Raw genomic sequence first — 21,759 nt, 5'->3', positions numbered from 1 at the left:
AGGAAGGTAAGTCCTATTCAAAAGAGTAGGCAGGCGCTGCATGGAACCAGGCTTTGAAGTTTTTTGAAAAGTTACAGGGGGTGGATTTATGGATGGAAAATGTATTGTCAATCGGGTCAGAGGATACGGATCTATGCGTTTTGGTATGGAGATGCCGAAAAATGCAGTGTATGGAACATATCGGGGCGTGCCGTGGATGTGCATTGATTTGAATTTTTATCCGGACGGCAAGTCAATTGATGTGCTTGTTTACAGGCGAAAGTCAGAAAGATGGAGACGGGAGCGTCTCGACAGCGGACCAATTTACGAGATTTTGACACAGTATATAGCAGAGAACGGTTTGCTCGGGAGGCCTGTAAAGTACGCATTAAGACTGAGGGGTACCTTTCAGGCAAATGGTCCGGCGGGCAGAAAAAGAAAAGTTTATTCCTCGTTTTGTTGATGAAATGAAGCGGTTTGCAGGATCTGGAAAGTATTACCATATGGAATGTTTTCTTTACAGGGATATAAACTCATGATAAAATTGTTATACATATGGAATGAGGGGTCGGACAGTTATTATTATGTATAACAAGGACAGAAAAAAGCAGTTTCTGGAAACGCTGAAGGATAAGGCGGAGACAGGCAGAGCAAACCGAGTTTTTGTTGCTTCAGAAGAACCGGAAATTTTGACAGGAAAGGATCTGTGCGAGTTTGACAGAGAAGAGTTGTTGGATTTGATCGAACAGATGGAAATCGTACAGCTGACGACAGCACAGGGATGTTATACTGTAATTCGGAAATATATGAAGTGGTGTATGGATGCTTTTCTGATACCAGCCACAGATTTAGTACAGATTTCTGTAAACGAAATGCAGAAGAGATTAACAGCGCTCCCGGAAATTATCACGTATGAGGAGCTGCAGAAAAATGAAAGGCGGTTAATCAATATATGCGACCGGCTGATACTGGAAGCGATTTATCTCGGCATAAAAGGAAAAGATTATTGCGAACTGTTTTCTATGTCGGAAAAGGATATTGATCGAAAGCGAAAAACGCTCAGGTTATGTACCGGCAGAGAGATCAAGGTTACGAGCAATTTTATTGATTTATGTGAGAGTTCTGCTGAATGCTACGAGTATGAACTGGTCAGCGGGCAAAAACAAAAGTTAGTCGGAAATTTACCGATTAAGAGAAATGCACAGGCGGACAAGGCATCTGGAAAAACAAGAAACGCAGATATCATAGCAAGCCGACTGAAGCGATTTAAAAAATTGCCGGGCTATAAAGATAATCTGAGCACAACGATGCTGTTTGACAGTGGCTTTGTAAACGCATGCAAATCTGCGATGAAAGAAAACGAAGTAGATGATTTTGAGTATTTTATGAAAACGGAAAAGGGCAAAGAAATTTATAGTCAATACGGGCTGCCTCAAACACAGACCGCCAAGTGGAATAAAATGCGAAAATACAAAGGATATTTTGAATAGTACAAATAGAACAGAAAATGGGAGCAGCCGCACAGAGTACAAACTTTGCGGCTGTTTTGTATTTCAGGAAAAAGCAGTCAGACGGAAGCGAGAAAAATGCCTGTTGACAAACGTATGTTCTGGTGCGATAATAATAACACAGAAAGAACAAACGTTCGAAAAAAGAGGGACGCGTGGATGGATGAAATGCAGAGAGAACGGCTTTTGGCAGGATTGCATGTATGGGAAAGGCTGCAAAATGTCAATTTAAGAATTGTGAGTGGAACAAAAGTCTTGCAGGGCAGATATAAACGATTCTCAGGGAAAAGACAAATCCGAATCTATTTAGACCATAGACAGAGCTACACCTTTCACACGGATGCGATAGAGCGGATCGAGTTTTGCAAGGTGCGGGGACTTAGATATACATTGTATATGGAAGATAGATTCGGTGTCAAAACCTATATCGAGCATATTTCAGAAGATGAAAGTCAAAAAAATAAATAAAAGAATACTCAAAAGAGGGAATGTCCATTACGAGCTGCAGCGTGATGGACATTTTTGCGTCAAAATGAAAATTTTATGATTGTTTGCAGAAGAACGGAGGAAAAGATGACAAAGGAAGGATTTTATACGAATAAATATGTGACTACAAAACAGAAAATTACAGAAAGAGACAGATATGAGGCGCTGAAATTGTATTTTGATATATGCGATTCGGACGAGGATGGATTGGTAAGCAAAGAGGAGGCAGTACGACTTTTCAGACAGATTGATGCATTTCGCATTCCGAAATTCAGAAATGAGCTTTTCGGGAGGCTTGAGAGATATCTGGGGCTGTTTTATGATGATGACATAAAAGATTGGAATGCATGCCGGCTTGAGAAGGAGGAAAAAAATTATGCGTAAAAATTGTTGGAACGGGCAAGACAGAAACGAACAGAAACGCAGGGCTTTTAACCGTATTATGGTGAAAACGAAACAGAAAAAACCAATCTGCACGAAGAATGGCGTCGTGTGGGGAACAGACAGAGATGCGTTAAAATAGGTCTTGCGGGGTTTTTGGTTGCTAAAAACGGTAGAACAGGGTATTCTATTACAAAGAAATCAAATCCTTTCAGGAAGGAAAGGTAACACGGGAGAAAAGGAGAAAAAGGTTATGCGTGTAGGTATGGGATATGATGTGCACCGACTGACAGAGGGAAGAAAGCTCATTCTTGGCGGGGTGGAAATTCCGTTTGAGCGGGGGCTTCTGGGGCATTCAGATGCGGATGTGCTGGTGCATGCAGTGATGGATGCGCTTTTGGGAGCGGCTGCGCTCGGCGATATTGGAAAGCATTTTCCAGATCATGAGGAGCAGTATCGTGGGATTTCGAGCATGGTGCTTCTAAAACGGGTGGCAGAACTTCTGGAGGAGCGATGCTTTGTGATTGAGAATCTTGATGCGACTGTGATTGCACAGCGCCCCAAGCTGCTTCCATATATGGATCAGATGCGTGCGAACATTGCACAGGCGTTGTCTCTTTCAGAAGACCGTGTAAATATCAAGGCTACAACGGAGGAAGGGCTCGGGTTTACCGGAACGGGAGAAGGAATTTCAGCGCAGGCTGTTTGCCTTTTACAGCCGCTTATGGACGCAGTGGCAGACAGCAGAATGCAGCCGGAGGGCTGCGCAGGCTGTGATGGCTGTTCGAAGGATCACTGAGTAAAGATCACGCATTCAGACTTAGAGGGGACAGAAATTTGACGTAGAGAGGTATAGGATCATGGAAATCAGACGGCTGGAGCCATGGGAGCATGGAAAAACGCGGAGCTTGTATGAGGAAGTATTTTCAGAGGATGATAAGAAGTTTGTAGATTATTATTATAAATGGAAGATTCGTGACAGCCGTATCTATGTGGCAGAGGATGGAGGGGAAATTCAGGCCATGGTGCATGCAAATCCGTTTCTGGTATGGGTCAGAGGAACGGTGCAGAGGCTGCATTATATTGTGGCAGTGGCTACGCGAAAACCGTATCGGCACCGGGGCCTGATGAGAGCGCTTCTGGAGCTGGCCGAACAGGACATGGCAGAAAACGGCGAATGTTTTACATTTTTGATGCCAGCGGCTGAACAGATTTATGCGCCTCTTGGATATCGCTTCTTCAGCAGACAGCGGTGCGGGGTACTGCGGGGGGCTTTGTCATCGAAGATGCGTATTCTGGCGGCAGATTTGCATTCTTTTGCGGAGAAAGCGGACCGGTTCGTTTGCGAACCGGAAGAGCCGCGAGAAGTTTGCTGCCGCCCGGTTCAGCAGAAGGAATATGCGGCTTTGGCAGATTTTGTAAATGGAATACTGCAAAAACAGTATGATGTTTTTATCTATCGGGATGCAGCCTATTATGAGCGGCTAAGTGCGGAACAGAAGTGTCAGGGCGGCAATGTGATGATTCTTATTCATAAAAAGGAAGATGGAATAGGAAATCCCAATCAGAGGGAGGCACAGAACGAAATGCAGACACCGGGCGTGGAGATCATCGGAACCTTTTGTACCTCTGCCGAGGATGGTCAACAGCTGGAGCTGCGGGAAGTGATTCTGGCCCCGGAGTACATGAAGGCGGGTACAGAGGCGCTCCTGCGGTATGTGGGAACAGAGGATGGTTGCAAAGTCTTTGGCTGTCAGCCGGAATTATTCCTGGAGGAGATACAAATGAAACCGCTTCTCATGGGAAAGGCTCCGTGCGGAGGCGTTTTTTGTAGTGATTGGGATGCTGACCGAGTATATATAAATGAAGTTGTATGAGACTTTATCTGTTTTGATTCTAAATAATCTAAATCTAAATAAGGTAACGCGAGGAGAACAGGATGGCGAAATTGTATTTTCGGTATGGGGCGATGGGAAGCTCGAAAACGGCTAATGCACTGATGGTAAAATACAATTATAACGAGCGAGGGAAAAAAGCAATTCTGGCCAAGCCGAGGATTGATACGCGGGATGGCGCGGTGGTACGGAGCAGAATAGGGCTTGAGAGCGCATGCATCTTTGTGGAGGATATGTGCAGGATGACGGACGGGGAACTGTGTGCGTATGACTGTGTGATTGTAGACGAAGCGCAGTTTTGCCAAAAAGAAGAGATTCGTTTTTTTCTTCATATTGTGGATGATCTGGAAATTCCGGTTATCTGCTATGGGCTGCGTACGGATTTTCAGATGAATCTGTTTGAAGGAAGTAAGTGGCTTCTGGCGTGGGCGGATGTGCTGGAGGAGTTGAAAACTGTCTGCTGGTGCGGACAGGGAGCCGTATGCAACGCGAGGCTTAATGAAAAAGGAGAGGTTATTTACAGGGGAGAACAGATCGTTATGGGCGGCAACGACCGCTATACGACGCTGTGCAGAAAGCATTATCAGGAGGGGAATACGGGCGCGTCAGAAAAGAATTGACAAAGAACCGGAATTTGCATAGACTTAGAATCAGAGAAATGGAAACCGCATCAGGCCTGCAAAGACAAAGAGGATGCATTGCCGGCATCTACAGATCCAGCGCATATTCGGAGTCTGGACGGGGCGGTTTAAGAAAGAAGAGGAAAGCGGATGAAAGTATATAATACGCAGAGCAAGCGGAAAGAGGAGTTTGTACCATTGGTACCGGGGAAGGTGAGCATGTATGTGTGCGGACCGACGGTCTACAATTTTATTCACATTGGAAACGCCCGCCCGATGATTGTATTCGATACGGTGCGTCGCTATATGGAGCATAAAGGATACGAAGTGAATTATGTATCAAACTTCACGGATGTGGATGATAAAATCATTGCGAAGGCAAACGAGGAAGGCGTGACGGCGCAGGAGATCTCAGAGCGTTATATTGCGGAATGCAAAAAAGATATGGCGGATATGAATGTAAAACCGGCTACGACGCATCCGCTGGCAACTCAGGAGATCGACGGGATGATTGAGATGATTTCCACGTTGATTGAGAAAGGCTACGCTTACAATGTAAACGGCACCGTTTATTTCCGGACGAGAAAATTTGACGAATACGGAAAGCTGTCGCATAAAAATCTGGAAGATCTGCGCTCCGGCAACCGTTCTTTGCTCGTAACCGGGGAGGATCAGAAAGAGGACCCGCTCGACTTTGTACTGTGGAAGCCGAAAAAAGAGGGAGAGCCTTACTGGAAATCTCCGTGGAGCGACGGGCGTCCGGGGTGGCATATTGAGTGTTCTGTGATGGCGAAAAAATACCTCGGTGAAGAGATTGACATTCACGCAGGCGGTGAAGACCTGATTTTCCCGCATCATGAAAATGAAATCGCGCAGAGCGAGTGCTGTAACAACAAAATTTTTGCAAAATACTGGTTGCACAACGGGTTTTTAAATATTGATAACCGTAAGATGTCGAAATCGCTGGGCAATTTCTTTACTGTACGTGAGATCGGTGAAAAATACGACCTGCAGGTACTGCGTTTCTTCATGTTGAGCGCGCATTACAGAAGTCCGCTGAATTTCAGCGCGGAGCTGATGGAATCCTCGAAAAACGCTCTGGAGCGTATCCGGAATGCCGTATCAAATCTGGGCTATATGACGGAAACGGCAGTTGACAAAGAGATGACGCCGTCCGAGCAGGCTGAGATGGCAAATGTGAAAGGCTTTGAAGCAAAGTTTGACGAGGCAATGGATGATGACTTTAACACAGCAGATGCAGTTGCCGCAGTGTTTGAGCTTGTAAAATATGCGAACAGCAGTGTGCATACGGACAACACAAAAGTTTTTGTAAACGCTGTGCGCGATGAGATTATTCGCCTGTGTGATATTCTCGGAATCATTGCAGAGGTGAAGGAGGAGCTTTTGGATGAGGAGATCGAAAAGCTGATCGAGGAACGACAGGAAGCGAGAAAGGCCAAAAACTTTGCACGCGCCGATGAGATCCGGCAGGAACTGCTGGAAAAGGGAATTACGCTTCTTGATACGAGAGAAGGAGTAAAATGGAAAAGAGCATAATATCTTTTGACGAGAGCCTGAATGAAACATTCAGGCTCTCTGAAAAGGACTGGAATATGTACTCGCCGCTGACCCTCGCTTACATAGGGGATGCGGCGTATGAGCTTATCATAAGAACAATATTTGTAAAAAAAGGAAACTGTCAGCCCCAAAAGCTGCATCAGAGGGTAACAGCCTGTGTCAGTGCGAAAGCGCAGGCGAACATGATAGAAGCGTTGCAGGCGCATTTAACGGACGAGGAGGCGGCAGTGTATCGCCGCGGCCGCAATTCCAAGCCTTATACGAAAGCTAAAAATGCGAGTATGACAGAATATCTGGAAGCCACGGGCTTTGAGGCGATGATCGGCTATCTGTATCTGAAAAGGGAGTTTGCCCGGATGAATGAGCTGGTGGCTGTGGGACTTGCGGCGTTGGGAAAAATATAACGGACAGAAATGATGGGCTACGGAGCGAATGGAAAGACGCTGAAGAAACGTTTTAGATAAGAGCAGTGCGCAGGAGAAAGGGAACTATGAAATTCGAGAACAAAGAATACAGGAACAAAGAATATAGGAACAAAGAATATACGAACAAAGAAAAGAAAAGAATCGGGAAAGAGAGATCCTATCATAACCTGCCGAACGTACAGGAGGGGGAAGCTGCACAGGGACGTGTAGTAGAAGGACGCAACGCGGTGCTGGAAGCTTTCCGTTCCGGAAAGGCAGTCGACCGTCTTCTGATCCAGGACGGGTGTCAGGACGGTCCAATTCAGACGATCAAGCGGGAGGCAAGAAAGCGCGATACGCTGATTGATTTTGTGTCTAAGGAGCGGCTTGATCAGCTCAGCGAAACCGGAAAGCATCAGGGGGTCATTGCGATGGCTGCGGCATACGAGTATGTCTCTGTGGAGGATATTTTAAATGCTGCCAGAGAAAAGGATGAGGCGCCTTTTTTGTTTTTACTGGATGATATTGAAGATCCGCATAATCTCGGAGCAATTATCCGAACCGCGAATCTGGCAGGAGCACACGGCGTCATTATACCGAAACGCCATGCCGCAGGGCTGACGGCGACCGTAGCGCGAACCTCAGCAGGTGCATTGAATTATACCCCGGTGGCACGTGTAACGAATCTTGGCAATACGATTGAAGAGCTGAAAAAAGAGGGAATCTGGTTTGTATGCGCAGATATGGGAGCTGAGACGATGTACAGCCAGAATCTGACCGGGCCGATCGGGCTTGTAATCGGAAATGAAGGAAGCGGCGTCAGCCGTCTCGTAAAAGAGAAGTGTGATTTTACAGCATCAATTCCCATGAAAGGGAATATAGATTCATTGAACGCTTCCGTGGCAGCCGGCGTGCTGGCATACGAAATCGTGCGTCAGAGAATATACGGAGCAGGCAGGAAAGAGTAGCGAGGGATTATACAGAAATGAAGCAGTTGAAACGAATCAAAAAAATCACCCGGAAAATGGGACAACATATGACGGCTTCCCAGATGATGGTTTTTGGCTTTGCGGCTGTTATTTTGTTGGGAGGAATTTTGTTGTCATTTCCGATTTGTAATGCGGATGGGAAATGGCTGAATTTTATTGATGCATTGTTTACCTCATGCACTTCTGTCTGTGTCACCGGCTTGGTGACTGTTGTTCCGGCAGAACAGTTTACACTGCTTGGAAAGATGGTTATTCTGCTTTTGATTCAGTTTGGAGGGCTTGGAATCATAGCGTGTACAATGGGAGCATTTCTGATTCTCAGGCGTCAGATCACAATCCGGAACCGTGTGGTGATTCAGGAAAGCTACAATCTGAATACATTAAGCGGCCTCGTTGTAATGCTGAAATTTGTTTTGTGCGGAACCTTTTTGGCAGAGGGAATCGGAGCTTTCTTTTATGCACTGCAGTTTGTGCCGCAGTTTGGATTTTTCCGGGGCGTATGGTATTCGATTTTTCATTCGATTTCGGCTTTTTGCAATGCCGGGATTGATATATTGGGAGAGAACAGTCTACAGGCTTATCAGACAAGTCCGCTGGTAAATTTTACGACAATCGGACTGATTATAGCCAGCGGTCTTGGATTTACGGTCTGGCAGGATTTGCTGCTGACCGGAAAGCGCATTCGTGGACGTGAATTTTCTTTTGGGCGCTGCATGCAGAAAATGCGGCTGCATACAAAGCTGGCGCTTTTGATGACGCTGGTGCTTGTTCTGGGCGGAACCATCGGGTTCTTCTGTATGGAGTATTCAAATCCCGCTACATTGGGGCCGTTTCGGATGGGCGAGAAATGGATGGCGGCGATGTTTCAGTCTGTGACAACAAGGACAGCGGGGTTTTTTTCAATTCCGCAGAGCGCATTTTATGAACCGTCTCGTTTTCTTTCCTGCATTTTAATGTTTATCGGAGGCTCTCCGGGAGGAACGGCCGGAGGAGTGAAGACAACGACGATTATGATTTTGCTTCTGACCTGCTGGTCTGTTTTAAAAGGAAATCCGGATACGGAGTACTGCCGCAGAAAAATACCGGCTCTGAATGTGCGGACCGCTTTTTCTGTGGTGATCGTTGCTTTTGTTGCGTTGCTCGGCGGAACGATGGCTATTTTGCTGTTCGAGCCGGTCGGACTTATGGATGCGTTGTATGAGGTGACTTCTGCCATTGGAACAGTGGGACTGTCTGTGGGGATTACCCCGTCTCTGTCTTCGGCAAGCAAGTTGGTCGTGATTCTTCTTATGTATATGGGGCGCATTGGCCCGACAACTCTGGTACTTTTATTTGCAGGGAAAATCGGGAAAACAAAAGCCGGGAGAAAGCTGCCGGAGGAACGGATTATGGTAGGATAGGGATGTTTGATTTCAGAAAGGATGGCACCATATGAAAAAGCAGTATGTGGTATTTGGAGCAGGAAAATTCGGTCGGAGTATTGCAGTGACGCTGCAGTCGCTTGGCTGTGAAGTGATTGTGGTGGATCGTAATCCGGAAATTATTCAGGAGCTTGCAGATGATGTCAGCTATGCGATCTGTGCGGATGTGGAGGACCCGGATGTATTTGAAAATCTGGGGCTTCGCAATCTCGACGGCGCTATTATTGCAATTGCAGAGAATCTGGAGGCAAGTATCGTGACGACAATGCAGTGCAGTGAGATCGGCATTCCGCGGATTCTTGCGAAAGCAAAAAACAGTCTGCACGAGAGAATCTTGAAAAGTGTCGGAGCGAACAAGATTATTTATCCCGAAGTGGAAATGGGGCGTAGGATAGCCAAGTACCTTGTGGCAGACAGCTTTACAGATTGGATTGAGTTATCGCCGTATTACAGTCTTGTGGAACTGGATATTCCGGATAAGTGGGTCGGCAAAAGCCTTAGCGAGTTGCAGATCCGTGAAAAGTATAACCTGAATGTAATCGGCATTCGCGATGGAGATCAGGTGACGGTCAAGCTGGACCCAGGCGCGCCGATGAAGGCGGGAATTGAACTGATTGTGGTCGGTGAAAACAGTGATCTGGAACATTTTCAAAAGTAGCAGACGGAGGCATGCATTTGAAAGCGAATCTGATACGGTATCTAAAAGAATACGGCGGGAAAACATTTCAGGAGTGTCCGTTTTCGGAGGTTGACGCGCTGTTGTTTGCGTCGCTTTCCTATCTGAAAATGCAGGGGATTGTTCCGGGCTTTCGAAAGGGTGAGGGCGTTAGATGGACAGAGATGGCGCAGCATCCGGAAGTAGAAAAGATGTTTACAGATCCGCTGTACGGAAAACAGCACCGCCGCGTATTTTACCTGGTGCTTGGCAGCAGGAGATACCGCAGTGTTCGGGTCAATTATTATAAAGAGTGGTTTGATGAAGGAAGGGAAGCACAGTTTGCGGCTGTGACATTTTTACTGGGACCGACCAGTGTTTTTGTATCGTTTCGTGGCACGGATGAGACCCTTGTGGGATGGAAAGAAGACTTTAATATGAGCTGTATGAGGGAGGTTCCGTCGCAGCACAGCGCGCTTGCATATTTAAAAGGCGTGGCCAGGTTTACAGATGGCCGGATGATTCTTGGAGGGCATTCCAAGGGGGGCAATCTGGCTGTCTATGCAGCTGCGTATGCGCCAAAGCAGATTCAGAGACGAATCCGCCGGATATACAGCTTTGACGGGCCGGGATTTCGCAGAGGTTTTTATGAGAAGCCGGGGTTTATACAGATGGAAGACCGTCTTTGTAAAATTATGCCGGAGCAGTCTTTGATTGGCGGACTTTTTGTAAATTACAGAAAATATCGCGTCATTGAGAGTTATAAAAGAAGCAGCATATGGCAGCATGATCTGATGCAGTGGAAAATTCGAAGTGGACGGTTCGTGTACTGCAAAAAACTGGGAAAACGGAGTATCCGCAAAACACTTGTTTTCAATAGCTGGATCAATTCGCTGAGCCGTCGCCAGAGGTCAGAGTTTGTAAATACTTTATATAAATTGCTTCGTGATACACATGTCTCAGATGTAGGGGAACTTTTTAAAAAACCGGTCTCGATTTTAGGCGGGGTCCTGGCAGGCCTTTTCCGGCTGGAACGGGAGCGGCGGCAATTATTCCTGCATACGATCGGACGGTTGTTTCAAGCGGCAGTGCGCCAGTTCGGGCGATGAAAATTCTCTTAATCTTAATAAGGAGTGTTTTAAGATGAACAAATTGAACATAGGGGAGAATATTACACGACTGCGTCACAGCAGAGGAGTTACGCAGGAGGCGCTGGCCGATTTTGTCGGGGTGACGAAAGGTTCTGTGTCAAAATGGGAAAATCATCAGAGCATGCCGGACGTTTCACTGCTGCCATTACTGGCAGCGTTTTTTGATGTTAGTATTGACGAACTAATCGGGTATGAGGCGCAGCTTGATAGAGAGCAGATTCGTAAAATATACCAGGAACTTGCGGCTGATTTTGCCAGGCATCCATTTGAAGAGGTGATGGAAAAGAGCCGGAAGCTTGTGAAGCAATATTATTCCTGCTACACGTTTCTGTTTCAGATCAGTCTTTTGTGGCTGAATCATTTTATGTTGGCGGACAGTCCGGACGTGCAGCAGAAAGTGCTTGGTGAGGCACGCGAGCTCTGCCGGCATATTTGTAATGAATGTAAGGAAACGGCACTCAGCAGTGATGCGGTCATGCTTCAGGCATATATTGATCTGCAGCTTGGCAAAGCGGAGGCTGTAATCGAAGCTCTGGAAGAGACGATCAGTCCGTATCGGATGACAGGGCGAAGCGAGGGCGTTTTGATTCAGGCATACATGTTGGCAGGAGAAAAGGAAAAGGCGGTCAGTTATACGCAGTATGCTATGTTCAGCCACCTGATTAATCTCGTGAGCCATGCAATCATGTATTTAGAACTCCATGAAACGGATTTTACTGTCTGTGAGGAGACCATCCGGCGTGTGGATCAACTTGACAAAGTATATCAGTTTGCTGCCCTGGACGGGAATGCAGCCGCTATATTTCAAATGCAGGCAGCCTGTTTCTATGCGCGGTATGGCAAGGCAGAGCAGGCTGTGGAACGTCTGGGACGCTATGTGTCTGTGATCCGGTGGATGTTTTCGAAAGAGAATTTAACCAACCACGGTGACGCGTATTTTGACAGGATTCAGGCGTGGTATGAGGGCTGTGACCTCGGGAACCGCACGCCGAGAAGCAGAAAAGTGATACTGGACAGTGCGTTGCAAATTTTTGACTATCCTGTTTTTGATGGTGTGAAAGAACGCCATGATTTTCAAAAACTGCAACAGTCTCTAAAAGAGATCAGGATCTGATTTTTGAGTACGCACCTCAGGCAATTTTTGGGTTGACACACCTGAGTGAGTGTACTATAATATTGAAGGTATGGCCGGTTTATTGTATAACTGTGCCCGAAAGTTATGTGTATAAATGCTTTAGCCAAAGCCCCGGTGAGGCATTTTATCATAAGATTCCCGTCACGGGAAATCAGCGGGAGGACGGAAATAAGCCTCTGTCAGTCCGAAGCAAGTTCACTATGTTCAAGGAGGAAGACCAATGAAAAGTTATATGGCTAGCCCAGCAACGATTGAAAGAAAATGGTATGTAGTTGACGCTACAGATATGACACTCGGCCGCTTGGCTTCAGAAGTGGCAAAGGTATTAAGAGGAAAGAACAAGCCGATCTTTACCCCTCATATTGATACAGGTGATTATGTAATCATCGTAAATGCAGAGAAGATTCAGGTGACAGGTAAGAAGCTGGATCAGAAGGTTTATTATCATCATTCTGATTACGTAGGTGGCATGAAAGAGACTACACTGCGTGACATGATGGCAAAGAAGCCGGAGAGAGTTATTGAACTCGCTGTAAAGGGTATGCTTCCGAAGGGACCGCTTGGAAGAGAGATGTACAAGAAGCTTTTTGTATATGCAGGTCCGGATCACAAGCATCAGGCACAGAAGCCGGAAGCGCTGACATTCTAAGAAGGAGGTAGGAAACATTGGCTACAGAAAGATTTTACGGAACAGGAAGAAGAAAAAAATCAATCGCAAGAGTATATCTTATTCCGGGTACAGGAAAGATTACTGTAAATAAAAGAGACATTGATGAGTATTTTGGTCTTGAAACTCTGAAGCTCATCGTTCGTCAGCCGCTTGTAGCGACAGAGACAGTTGATAAATTTGACGTTCTTGTAAACGTTCGCGGTGGCGGTACTACAGGACAGGCTGGTGCAATCCGCCATGGTATCGCAAGAGCACTGCTTCAGGCAGACAGTGAATACAGACCGACTCTGAAGTCTGCTGGTTACCTGACACGTGATCCGAGAATGAAAGAGCGTAAGAAATACGGTCTCAAAGCCGCACGTCGTGCTCCGCAGTTCAGTAAACGATAAGCAGAAAAATTATACAGATTCAAGTATATGGACTCCGCAGGATTTTCCTGCGGAGTTTTTATTAACTTTTCAGGAGATTAGGGGTATAATAAATTCAATGTAATATGAATTAAGGAGGTGATGTTATGTGTGATGTTAAAAAATATGAAAAAATCTATGAAGATATACAAAAGCTACAGCCAGAAGACACTTTACAGCTTGTACTAGAGGCAGAAACAGAAGAGCAAAGAAATTTTTATGAGATGGTTGGTGATTTTCTCCTACAAAAAAAGCAGAGACAGGTAATAGAAAGGAATCTTTTCTAGTGAAAAAATATATTTTGATAGCAGGAGTCAATGGGGCAGGTAAATCAACTTTGTACGAGTCATTGCAAACTCTGCATGATATACCGAGAGTGAATGCAGATATTGCAAAAGAAAGAGTAGCAGGGCGTATAAAACATGGTGGTCATGGTATCGCAAAGCAGGATATAGAAAGAAGATTTATTGAGACATTTGATAATTTGAAAAAGGTTTTGCCGGAAAGTGATTTGGCAGCATTCTATGATAACACGATAGAATTTCGCAGGTTTGCAATATACAAGAATGGAAATCCGGTCAGAATTTCGCATAATGTGCCGAATTGGTATAAAAAATTTGCGGGAGATATGGAGTAAAATCCCAGGTCTGTCCTACCTATCTTTATATTTAGATAGTCAGATCCGTTGCAGATTTGCCTTAGCCCTTTAATTGTTTTCTGAAATATTACAAAAAAAGAACAGGGCACATTTCTGCATATGCTCTGTTCTTTTTTAATTCTTATCTAAATGACATTGGGAACTTTCCTGTCTTTTTTCTTATGAAACATCCCGCAATACCGTATACCCATCTTTCCCGTTCCGTTTTGTTTCATACAGTGCCTTATCCGCAGCGACATACAGCTCCTGATAGCTCCGGCCATGGATTGGGGAAATGGCGACTCCGACGCTGATTGTGATGTTGCCGGAGGGAATCGCGCTGAATTTGTGGCAACGGATGCTCTGGCACAGACGGTCGGCGCGGAGGGCAGCCGTGTGTTCAACGGTGTTATTTTTGGCAAGAATACAGAATTCATCGCCTCCGATGCGGCCAACAATATCTGTTTCGCGGAATTCCTGGCGAAGCAGAGTGCCGAGCTCCCGCAGGATCTCGTCTCCGGCGATGTGGCCCTGAATGTCATTGATATTTTTGAAACCGTCAATATCCAGCATCATGAAGACCTGATATCCGATGCAGCGTTCATCTGCAAGCCAGTCATTGATTTGATCTTCTGAACTTTTTTTGTTCAGGATTCCGGTCAGAGCGTCCGTTTGTCCGAAAACAATGAGCTCCTGCTGTTTTTTGTTGTTTGAACGGAAAATCACGAACAACAGCAGCAGGGTTGCGACAAACAAGGTGCCAAAAAGGATAAGTTCATAATCGAGGACAAACTGGTAGGACTGCTGGGCGATTGAGACAGGGACAATGTAGCAAAGGGACCAATCGCTGAGCTTCAGCGGCCGGTATGCCATATAGTAGGTGGAATTGTCTTTTTCGAAAAGAACAAGTCCTTCGTGAAACTGCGAAAAATCCTGACGAATTGTCTCAAGCGTGACTCCTTCCCGAAACTTTGTGGCACTATAATAACGGAAAAAATTGTCCTCCGGCTGTACACCGGAATTGTCCTTCTCCATCGTACAGGAGATGATTTCCCCTTCTGAATTAAGGATTAAAATAGAACCGGCTCCATCGTAAATATCACCGAAAAGCATTTTGCTTAAAGATGATACATCACAGGAGCCGCCAATGACACCAATGACATTGTCACCACGGCAGATCGGAACTGCCAGGATAATCCGAGTGGTTTTGTTGTCTACTTTGCTGATAATCGGGGCGCTGAGAGCCCGGTGTCCGGCGATTGCTTCCTGAAAATATCTTCGTGAGGCCACGGATTTCTGCATCCCGTTGCTGTAGGTGCTTGTCCCGTCCGGAGTAATGACAGCCAGAAGCTCCAGACTGGATTGTTCCTTGACGGATTCCAGGAGCTGAAGATTGTTCTCAGAAAGGAGATCATCGCTGGCGGCAAAGTGGCTGGCGATACCTTCCAAATATTCAAAATGAAGAGTGATTGTGTCGGTGAAGTGAATACTTTGTCGATCTACATTATTGATAATAATTGCTTCTGTGTTTTCTGTGACGTCTTTTTGAATCAGACAAAAAAATGTGAGAAAACTGGCCAGCATAAAAAGCAGGAAGACACTGAGTGACTTTAAGTGCATCCGGAAATCATCTTGATACGTCTGTTTTTTGTTAACCATATCTCGTACCTTTCTGGTATATAAACAAAATATAGTGCAAGTATATCATATTTTTGTGTAATATACAAAAGAATCGAGTAATTCTTGAAGAAAATATACAAGCCTGAAAAAAGGGGGTCTCTATCGACGAATGCCTTTTTCTGTGCTATGATGAGGAAGATACGATCACAAACAACAGAAAGGGGCATTTTCCATGGGAGATACCTCAAAAGATAAATTAAACGAGCAAAAAAAGCATATCTGTCTGGGTATTCTGGCCCATGTAGATGCGGGAAAAACAACGCTGGCAGAGGGAATCCTTTATCTGACCGGAAGTATACGAAAACTAGGCCGGGTGGATCATCAGAATGCTTTTTTCGATAATTTTGAGCAGGAGCGTTCCAGAGGGATTACGATTTTTTCAAAACAGGCTGAATTGGTTCTGGATGGGCTAGCGATGACGTTGATGGATACGCCAGGACATGTGGATTTTTCAGCAGAGATGGAGCGGACATTGCAGATTCTGGATTATGCAGTTCTCGTGATCAGCGGTGCGGACGGCGTACAGGGACATGTGGAAACGTTATGGCGTCTGTTGGAACGCTACCGTATTCCGGTGTTTTTATTTGTCAATAAAATGGACCAGCCGGGGACTGACCGGGAAGCATTGATGCGGGAGCTGGAAAAGCGTCTGGATGGAAAATGTCTGGATTTTGGGCCGCTTGAAAAAGCTGAAACAGATGCAGAGGTTTGGGAAGCGTTTCAGGAAAATCTGGCGATGTGCGATGAGGTGCTTTTGGAACAATATCTGGAAACCGGAGCGATTGCAGACGATGCGATTGCAGGATTGATTGCTGCGCGCAAGGTATTTCCGTGTTATTTTGGTTCTGCTTTGAAGCTGCAGGGAGTGGAGCAGCTGCTTGCAGGAATCCGGAATTACAGCTATGTGGCAGAGTATCCGCAGAAATTTGGCGCGCGGGTTTTTAAAATTACGAGGGACACGCAGGGAAATCGTCTGACCCATATGAAAATAACTGGAGGAAGTCTGAAGGTAAAGGAGGTACTGACAGACAGAAAGCGGTCTGGAACCGAAGGTCGGGAAGGTATGGAGGCCTGGGAACAGAAAGTTGATCAGATCCGGGTTTATTCCGGAGGCAGCTTTCGTGCCGTGCCGGAAGCGACTGCCGGGATGGTGTGTGCTGTGACCGGGCTGGAATATACATATGCCGGAGAGGGACTTGGAGCAGAGGAGGAAGCGGAGCTTCCGTTACTGGAGCCGGTGCTTTCTTACCGGATTGAGGTGCCTCCGGAATGCGATGTGCACCGTGTATTTTTACAGCTGCGGCAGCTTGAGGAGGAAGAGCCGGAGCTACATATTGTGTGGGATGAGCAGCTTGGCGAGATTCATGCGCAGTTGATGGGGGAGGTGCAGATCGAGGTTCTGAAGCAGATCATCCATGAGCGTTTTGGCATCTGGGTTGCGTTTGGTTCGGGCAGTATTGTATATAAGGAAACGATTGCAGCACCAGTTGAGGGAATCGGGCATTTTGAACCACTTCGTCATTATGCGGAGGTACACCTTTTGCTTGAGCCCGCAGAGCGTGGAAGTGGTTTGCAGTTTGCAAGTGTGTGCAGCGAGGATGTGCTGGATCGCAACTGGCAGAGGCTGATTCTGACCCATCTTGAGGAAAAATTGCATCGCGGTGTGCTGACAGGGGCGGAAATTACAGATATGCGCATTACGTTGACGGCCGGAAGAGCGCATCAAAAGCATACAGAGGGCGGAGATTTTCGTCAGGCTACGTACCGTGCAGTTCGTCAGGGGTTAAAATGTGCAAAAAGTATCCTGCTTGAACCGGTGTATGAATTTTCTCTTGAGGTCCCGGTAGAATGCGCTGGCCGTGCCATGACAGATGTTCAGAAAATGTATGGAAATTTTGCTCCGCCTTTCATAGATGAAGCGGTGGCAGTGATTCAAGGGAGTGCGCCGGTCATCACGATGCGGGATTATCAGAGGGAACTGGTTTCTTATACAAAAGGACGCGGCCGGCTTTCATGCAGGCTGAAAGGCTATGAGGAATGCCATGATGCAGAGGAGGTAATTGCACAGATCGGGTATGATTCGGAGGCGGATTTGGACAATCCCACAGGGTCCGTGTTCTGTGCACATGGCGCCGGTTTTGTGGTTAGTTGGGATGAAGTGCCGGATTATATGCATATGGAGCGTACCTTGCAACAGGAGGAACAGGTATTGGAAGAAGGGCCGGAGTGTCCGGTGCCTTCAGGGCCAAGGGTGAGCCAGACAGGAAGAGGCTACCGTGTTCCAGACACAAATGAAAAAGAGCTGGAAGAAATTTTTGCACGGACCTATGGGGCAGTTCCAAGGGAACGGAACCGTTATACAAAGAGCCGCCAGGTGGAAGCTCCCACAGGAGGAGCGCGGGCCAAACCGAGACAGGAGCAGGAAGAATATTTGCTCGTAGACGGTTACAATATTATTTTTGCCTGGGAAGATCTGAAAGAGCTGGCAAAGGCGAACATCGACAGCGCGCGGGACAAACTGATGGATATTATGTGTAACTATCAGGGCTATAAGAAAAATCATCTGATTCTGGTTTTTGATGCCTATAAAGTGGCAGGGGGACCCGGAGAGGTGCTTGCGTATCACAATATTCATGTCGTTTACACAAAGGAAGCGGAGACCGCAGATCAGTATATTGAAAAAACTGTGCGGAAGATCAGCAGGGAGTACCACGTGACCGTCGCGACTTCCGATGCGTTGGAACAGATCATTATCATGGGAGCCGGAGCTACGAGACTGTCGGCAGCAGGGCTTCTGGAAGAAGTGCAGCAGATGCAGCAGGAGATCCGGAAAAATTACCTGGAAAAGCAGACGGGGGGCAAAAATTATTTGTTTGATCATTTGGACGAGCATCTGAATGATTTGATGGAGGATGTTCGGCTGGGAAAGAAAAAGCTGGAGTAGAAAACTGGAATAGGAGAAATGCTGAACTGGTATGAAATTTTATTTGGCCCCGCTGGAGGGGATTACCGGACATATTTACAGAAATGCGCTGGAAAAGTATTTTCCGGGTACGGATCGTTATTTTACGCCATTTATTGCGCCGGATCAGAACCGGATTTTGCGGACAAAGGAGCGCAGAGACGTTTTGCCGGAGCACAATCATGTACCGGACCTAGTGCCGCAGATCCTGACAAACGACGCGCGGGAATTTCAACGGACGGCACTTGTTTTGCAGGAAATGGGATATCAGGAAGTAAATTTGAATTTGGGATGTCCTTCCGGAACCGTAGTTTCCAAGAAACGCGGATCTGGTCTGCTGGCATATCCGGATGAAGTGGACCGTCTGCTGGAACAGATATTTGAGAACGTCGATCTGAAGATTTCTGTAAAAACGCGGATTGGAAAAGACGATGCATCGAAGGCTTTAACTCTTATGGAGATATACAGAAGGTATCCGCTTTCGGAACTGATTGTGCATCCGAGGACGCAGAAGGATTTTTATCGTGGAGAACCAGATCAGGAAGCGTTCGGGGAGATTCTTTCTTTATCGTATCCGTTTCCGGTCTGCTATAATGGAAATTTGCTGACAGTTCGGGACTATCGGGCTTTTTGTGAACGCTTTCCAAAGGTGACATCCGTTATGCTTGGCCGTGGCGTTATCGCGAATCCGGGTTTGATTCGATACTTAAAGACAGGGGAGGCGATTCAGAAAGAAAGCCTACATTTGTTTCATGATGAAGTACTGGAGGGCTACCGTAACGTTTTTGGCGAGGATAAAAATGCGCTTTTCCGGATGAAAGAGATGTGGATTTATATGATTCATCTGTTTTCGGATCATGAAAAGCATATGAAAAAAATCCGCAAGGCACAAAATCTTTTAGAATACCGCTGTGCGGTGGATGCATTGTTCAGGGAGCAAGAACTGCTTACGGAAGGTCCTCGGCGGTGGAATCTTCCGCAGAGATAAGCGGATTCTGTGCAAATATGGTGACAGGAGTACTGGATTTTGGGGAAGCTTTCGGAGCTTCTCCAAATTTTTTGCGGTAAGCACGGTAAAAAGCGGCATAGCTTGAGAAACCGCTCTGCATGCAGGCCTGCGTGACAGGAACTCCAGACTGAATCATCGTGCGCGCGGCGAAAAGTCGTTTTTCCGTAAGGTACATGCCAAGCGTATAGCCGGTTTCTTTTCGGAACAGGTGCATCAGATAAGAACGGCTCAGGTAGCAGGCGTCAGCGATCTGGTCAATGCAGAGATCCTCGTAGAGATGGCCATTAAGATAGGAAAGAATCTGCGAGATCTGAGGGTTGGCTCTGGATGCAGCTGGGAAAAAACTACCGGTTCCTTCAGCCAGAGTATTCAGCAAAAGAAGGAATTGCAGCAGGATACAGGACTGATAAAGCGAGGCAGCTTCCACAGAAAAAGAAACCTCTCCTGAAAGACCGGCCTGAACAGTACAGAGTAATTCCCGGAGTAACGGATACAGACGTGTTTTCCGGAAGTTTGTAAGACGTATTACATGAGCCCGGCGATCCGCACACAGAGAAAAACAGTGGCCGAGATCTGCGCCCTTGTACTGTTCAAAAAAGGAAGGAGAGAGGTAGAGAATCAGGCGCCGATAAGGCTGGGCGCCGTGAATAACCGGACGGTGTACTTCCCCGGCAGGAACAAGCACAATGTCTCCGGGCTGCAGATGGTAGGTTGCGCCTTCGATATAATAGCTGACACTGCCGTATTCAAAATACAACAGTTTGTGAAAATCGTGATAATGACTCTGAAAATCACGTTTTTCCGTACTGGTCAGATAGAAAATCCGAAAATCCTCGGCCAGATATCCTGATTTTTGTCTCTCTATCTCTGTTTTTGGTGGAAGCATGGCATTCTCCTTTGCTGCTTGCCGGTTTTAGCTGGTAACTGTCTGCATTACGTTTCAGCAGGGCTGGTTTCGCTGCAATCGTATATTTTATTCAGTATAAAGCATTATTTGCAATATATAAAGCATAATATTAGTTTTTATTGCTGAAAATGTTTTTTATACTTAAGGAAGCAACGTATTTTTCAAACAGAATAGGGGGATTTTATATGGAACTGACTTTGGGGATGTATCACAGCTTTGGAAACGATTATCTGGTATATGACTGTATGAAAAACAGCTATGAACTGAAACCGGAGGATATCCGGAACATCTGTAACCGGCAGTTCGGAGCAGGCTCTGATGGGATTCTGGTTGGACCGGTACAAATTTTTGGAAAGCAGGGTGTAAAGATTTATAATCCGGATGGCAGCGAGGCGGCCATCAGTGGAAATGGTATCTGTATTTTTGCAAAATACCTGAAGGATGCCGGGTACGTTGTGAAAAAAGAATTTGTACTTCAGACACAGAGTCGTGAGGTCTTTGTACGGTATCAGAACGAGGAAGGAAAAGAGATGACGATCTCTATGGGCAGACTGTACTGCGGGCAGACGGAGCCCCTGGAAAAAGAAGCGGAAACGGTTGAAAGTTCCAAAGAAAAGAGCGAGCACGTTTCTGTAGACTACCAGGGGAAAAAGTATGAAGGTACGTGTGTGTGGATGGGGAACCTGCACTGCATTATTCCGATGGAGAAGATTTCCAGAGAAGCCGTATGTGAAATTGGCGCGGAGCTTGAAAAATCAGAACGTTTCCCTGACGGAATTAACACGCAGATTATCCGAATCGCGGATAAAAACAATATTTACACAGAAGTGTATGAACGGGGCGCTGGCTATACACTGGCTTCTGGCAGCAGTTGCTGTGCAGCGGCAGGTGTAGCTTACCGGTTGGGCCTTACCGAACCGTGTGTATATGTGCACATGGCTGGCGGTACGCTGACAGTGCGGGTTGATGAGGAAATGAATGCGAGCATGACCGGCAGCGCAGAATGTATCGGCAAAATCACACTGTCCGATGAATTCCTGCGGAAATATCAGATCATGGCAGAATAAACAGAACAAAACGGAGCTGAAATTGCGGCTTTGGTGGCTTAGAATTGGAACAGATTGCATAAAATCAGGGGCAAAAAAGGGTGTATTCTTTTTTGCCCCTGATTAAATTTAATGTCAAATTTAATGCCAATTTTAAAAGTGTACAAAATGAAGGAATGCAGGTATAATAATGACGGGTTATTGTGTGCCATTGTATTGCTTGGGAAACATACCGGAAT

The 21,759-nt window shown here is 46.3% G+C and carries 24 protein-coding genes; 22 read left to right on the top strand and 2 right to left on the bottom strand.

The window, feature by feature from the left end; translation table 11 throughout:
• Nucleotides 1–88 precede the first annotated feature (88 nt).
• The 19 genes from AC6I2O_RS04005 to AC6I2O_RS03915 all read left to right on the top strand — a co-directional run bounded on the left by AC6I2O_RS04005 (nucleotide 89) and on the right by AC6I2O_RS03915 (nucleotide 13,916).
• Nucleotides 89–442 carry a hypothetical protein gene (locus tag AC6I2O_RS04005; RefSeq protein WP_497741873.1) on the top strand — a complete coding sequence of 118 codons (354 nt, stop codon included), beginning with the start codon at nucleotides 89–91 and terminating at the stop codon, nucleotides 440–442.
• A 121-nt stretch (nucleotides 443–563) separates the two neighbouring features.
• Nucleotides 564–1,469, top strand: coding sequence for a phage lytic cycle repressor MrpR family protein (locus AC6I2O_RS04000; RefSeq protein ID WP_497741871.1), 906 nt, complete (start codon nucleotides 564–566; stop codon nucleotides 1,467–1,469).
• A gap of 177 nt (nucleotides 1,470–1,646) precedes the next feature.
• On the top strand, nucleotides 1,647–1,955 hold the full coding sequence (locus tag AC6I2O_RS03995; RefSeq protein ID WP_497741870.1) for a hypothetical protein: 309 nt from the start codon (nucleotides 1,647–1,649) through the stop codon (nucleotides 1,953–1,955).
• A gap of 105 nt (nucleotides 1,956–2,060) precedes the next feature.
• On the top strand, nucleotides 2,061–2,357 hold the full coding sequence (locus tag AC6I2O_RS03990; RefSeq protein ID WP_147412297.1) for a hypothetical protein: 297 nt from the start codon (nucleotides 2,061–2,063) through the stop codon (nucleotides 2,355–2,357).
• On the top strand, nucleotides 2,350–2,496 hold the full coding sequence (locus AC6I2O_RS03985) for a hypothetical protein (RefSeq protein WP_497741869.1): 147 nt from the start codon (nucleotides 2,350–2,352) through the stop codon (nucleotides 2,494–2,496). Before AC6I2O_RS03990 ends, AC6I2O_RS03985 begins: the two co-directional genes overlap by 8 nt.
• Nucleotides 2,497–2,607: 111 nt before the next feature.
• A complete protein-coding gene (ispF, locus tag AC6I2O_RS03980; RefSeq protein WP_120392596.1) occupies nucleotides 2,608–3,153 on the top strand; it encodes a 2-C-methyl-D-erythritol 2,4-cyclodiphosphate synthase in 546 nt (181 codons plus the stop codon).
• Nucleotides 3,154–3,214: 61 nt separating this feature from the next.
• Nucleotides 3,215–4,231: a GNAT family N-acetyltransferase gene (locus AC6I2O_RS03975; protein ID WP_120392597.1), complete on the top strand. Its 1,017-nt coding sequence runs from the start codon at nucleotides 3,215–3,217 to the stop codon at nucleotides 4,229–4,231.
• A 62-nt stretch (nucleotides 4,232–4,293) separates the two neighbouring features.
• Nucleotides 4,294–4,869: a thymidine kinase gene (locus AC6I2O_RS03970; RefSeq protein WP_120392598.1), complete on the top strand. Its 576-nt coding sequence runs from the start codon at nucleotides 4,294–4,296 to the stop codon at nucleotides 4,867–4,869.
• A gap of 150 nt (nucleotides 4,870–5,019) precedes the next feature.
• Nucleotides 5,020–6,426 (top strand): cysteine--tRNA ligase, encoded by a 1,407-nt coding sequence (gene cysS / locus AC6I2O_RS03965; protein ID WP_497741866.1) that lies wholly within the window; start codon nucleotides 5,020–5,022, stop codon nucleotides 6,424–6,426.
• On the top strand, nucleotides 6,411–6,851 hold the full coding sequence (locus tag AC6I2O_RS03960; protein ID WP_120392600.1) for a Mini-ribonuclease 3: 441 nt from the start codon (nucleotides 6,411–6,413) through the stop codon (nucleotides 6,849–6,851). Before cysS ends, AC6I2O_RS03960 begins: the two co-directional genes overlap by 16 nt.
• A gap of 86 nt (nucleotides 6,852–6,937) precedes the next feature.
• Nucleotides 6,938–7,819, top strand: a complete 882-nt coding sequence (rlmB, locus tag AC6I2O_RS03955) for a 23S rRNA (guanosine(2251)-2'-O)-methyltransferase RlmB (protein ID WP_497741865.1) — start codon at nucleotides 6,938–6,940, stop codon at nucleotides 7,817–7,819.
• A gap of 17 nt (nucleotides 7,820–7,836) precedes the next feature.
• Nucleotides 7,837–9,240, top strand: coding sequence for a TrkH family potassium uptake protein (locus tag AC6I2O_RS03950; protein WP_497741864.1), 1,404 nt, complete (start codon nucleotides 7,837–7,839; stop codon nucleotides 9,238–9,240).
• Nucleotides 9,241–9,271: 31 nt separating this feature from the next.
• Nucleotides 9,272–9,919, top strand: a complete 648-nt coding sequence (locus tag AC6I2O_RS03945) for a potassium channel family protein (protein ID WP_120392602.1) — start codon at nucleotides 9,272–9,274, stop codon at nucleotides 9,917–9,919.
• Between the two features lie 17 nt (nucleotides 9,920–9,936).
• Nucleotides 9,937–11,025 carry an Mbeg1-like protein gene (locus AC6I2O_RS03940; protein WP_497741863.1) on the top strand — a complete coding sequence of 363 codons (1,089 nt, stop codon included), beginning with the start codon at nucleotides 9,937–9,939 and terminating at the stop codon, nucleotides 11,023–11,025.
• 34 nt (nucleotides 11,026–11,059) lie between these two features.
• Nucleotides 11,060–12,181: a helix-turn-helix domain-containing protein gene (locus AC6I2O_RS03935; protein WP_120392604.1), complete on the top strand. Its 1,122-nt coding sequence runs from the start codon at nucleotides 11,060–11,062 to the stop codon at nucleotides 12,179–12,181.
• Between the two features lie 241 nt (nucleotides 12,182–12,422).
• Entirely contained in the window at nucleotides 12,423–12,851 is a 429-nt protein-coding gene (rplM, locus tag AC6I2O_RS03930; protein ID WP_120392605.1) for a 50S ribosomal protein L13, read from the top strand.
• A gap of 17 nt (nucleotides 12,852–12,868) precedes the next feature.
• Nucleotides 12,869–13,261 carry a 30S ribosomal protein S9 gene (gene rpsI, locus AC6I2O_RS03925; RefSeq protein ID WP_120392606.1) on the top strand — a complete coding sequence of 131 codons (393 nt, stop codon included), beginning with the start codon at nucleotides 12,869–12,871 and terminating at the stop codon, nucleotides 13,259–13,261.
• Between the two features lie 125 nt (nucleotides 13,262–13,386).
• Nucleotides 13,387–13,566: a hypothetical protein gene (locus AC6I2O_RS03920; protein ID WP_004078250.1), complete on the top strand. Its 180-nt coding sequence runs from the start codon at nucleotides 13,387–13,389 to the stop codon at nucleotides 13,564–13,566.
• The gene (locus AC6I2O_RS03915; RefSeq protein WP_120392607.1) at nucleotides 13,566–13,916 is read left to right on the top strand and encodes a hypothetical protein; all 351 of its coding nucleotides are present in this window, start codon (nucleotides 13,566–13,568) and stop codon (nucleotides 13,914–13,916) included. The genes AC6I2O_RS03920 and AC6I2O_RS03915 overlap by 1 nt, the downstream gene beginning before the upstream one ends.
• Nucleotides 13,917–14,096: 180 nt before the next feature.
• Here AC6I2O_RS03915 and AC6I2O_RS03910 read toward each other — a convergent pair whose 3' ends face one another.
• Nucleotides 14,097–15,575, bottom strand: a complete 1,479-nt coding sequence (locus AC6I2O_RS03910) for a sensor domain-containing diguanylate cyclase (protein ID WP_120392608.1) — start codon at nucleotides 15,573–15,575, stop codon at nucleotides 14,097–14,099.
• A 193-nt stretch (nucleotides 15,576–15,768) separates the two neighbouring features.
• On the opposite strand from AC6I2O_RS03910, the gene AC6I2O_RS03905 reads away from it, so the two are divergent.
• Nucleotides 15,769–18,540 (top strand): NYN domain-containing protein, encoded by a 2,772-nt coding sequence (locus AC6I2O_RS03905; protein WP_497741862.1) that lies wholly within the window; start codon nucleotides 15,769–15,771, stop codon nucleotides 18,538–18,540.
• A gap of 31 nt (nucleotides 18,541–18,571) precedes the next feature.
• Nucleotides 18,572–19,546 carry a tRNA dihydrouridine synthase gene (locus AC6I2O_RS03900; protein WP_120392610.1) on the top strand — a complete coding sequence of 325 codons (975 nt, stop codon included), beginning with the start codon at nucleotides 18,572–18,574 and terminating at the stop codon, nucleotides 19,544–19,546.
• Here AC6I2O_RS03900 and AC6I2O_RS03895 read toward each other — a convergent pair.
• On the bottom strand, nucleotides 19,506–20,453 hold the full coding sequence (locus tag AC6I2O_RS03895; protein WP_120392611.1) for an AraC family transcriptional regulator: 948 nt from the start codon (nucleotides 20,451–20,453) through the stop codon (nucleotides 19,506–19,508). The two genes, AC6I2O_RS03900 and AC6I2O_RS03895, sit on opposite strands and share 41 nt — an antisense overlap.
• 206 nt (nucleotides 20,454–20,659) lie before the next feature.
• On the opposite strand from AC6I2O_RS03895, the gene dapF reads away from it, so the two are divergent.
• Nucleotides 20,660–21,541, top strand: a complete 882-nt coding sequence (gene dapF, locus AC6I2O_RS03890) for a diaminopimelate epimerase (protein WP_120392612.1) — start codon at nucleotides 20,660–20,662, stop codon at nucleotides 21,539–21,541.
• Nucleotides 21,542–21,759 lie beyond the last annotated feature (218 nt).

It is taken from the genome of Blautia sp. St.27G3, assembly GCF_059728505.1.
The sequence above is the reverse complement of the archived record's forward strand: the minus strand, read 5'-3'. Positions and strand labels throughout refer to the sequence as shown.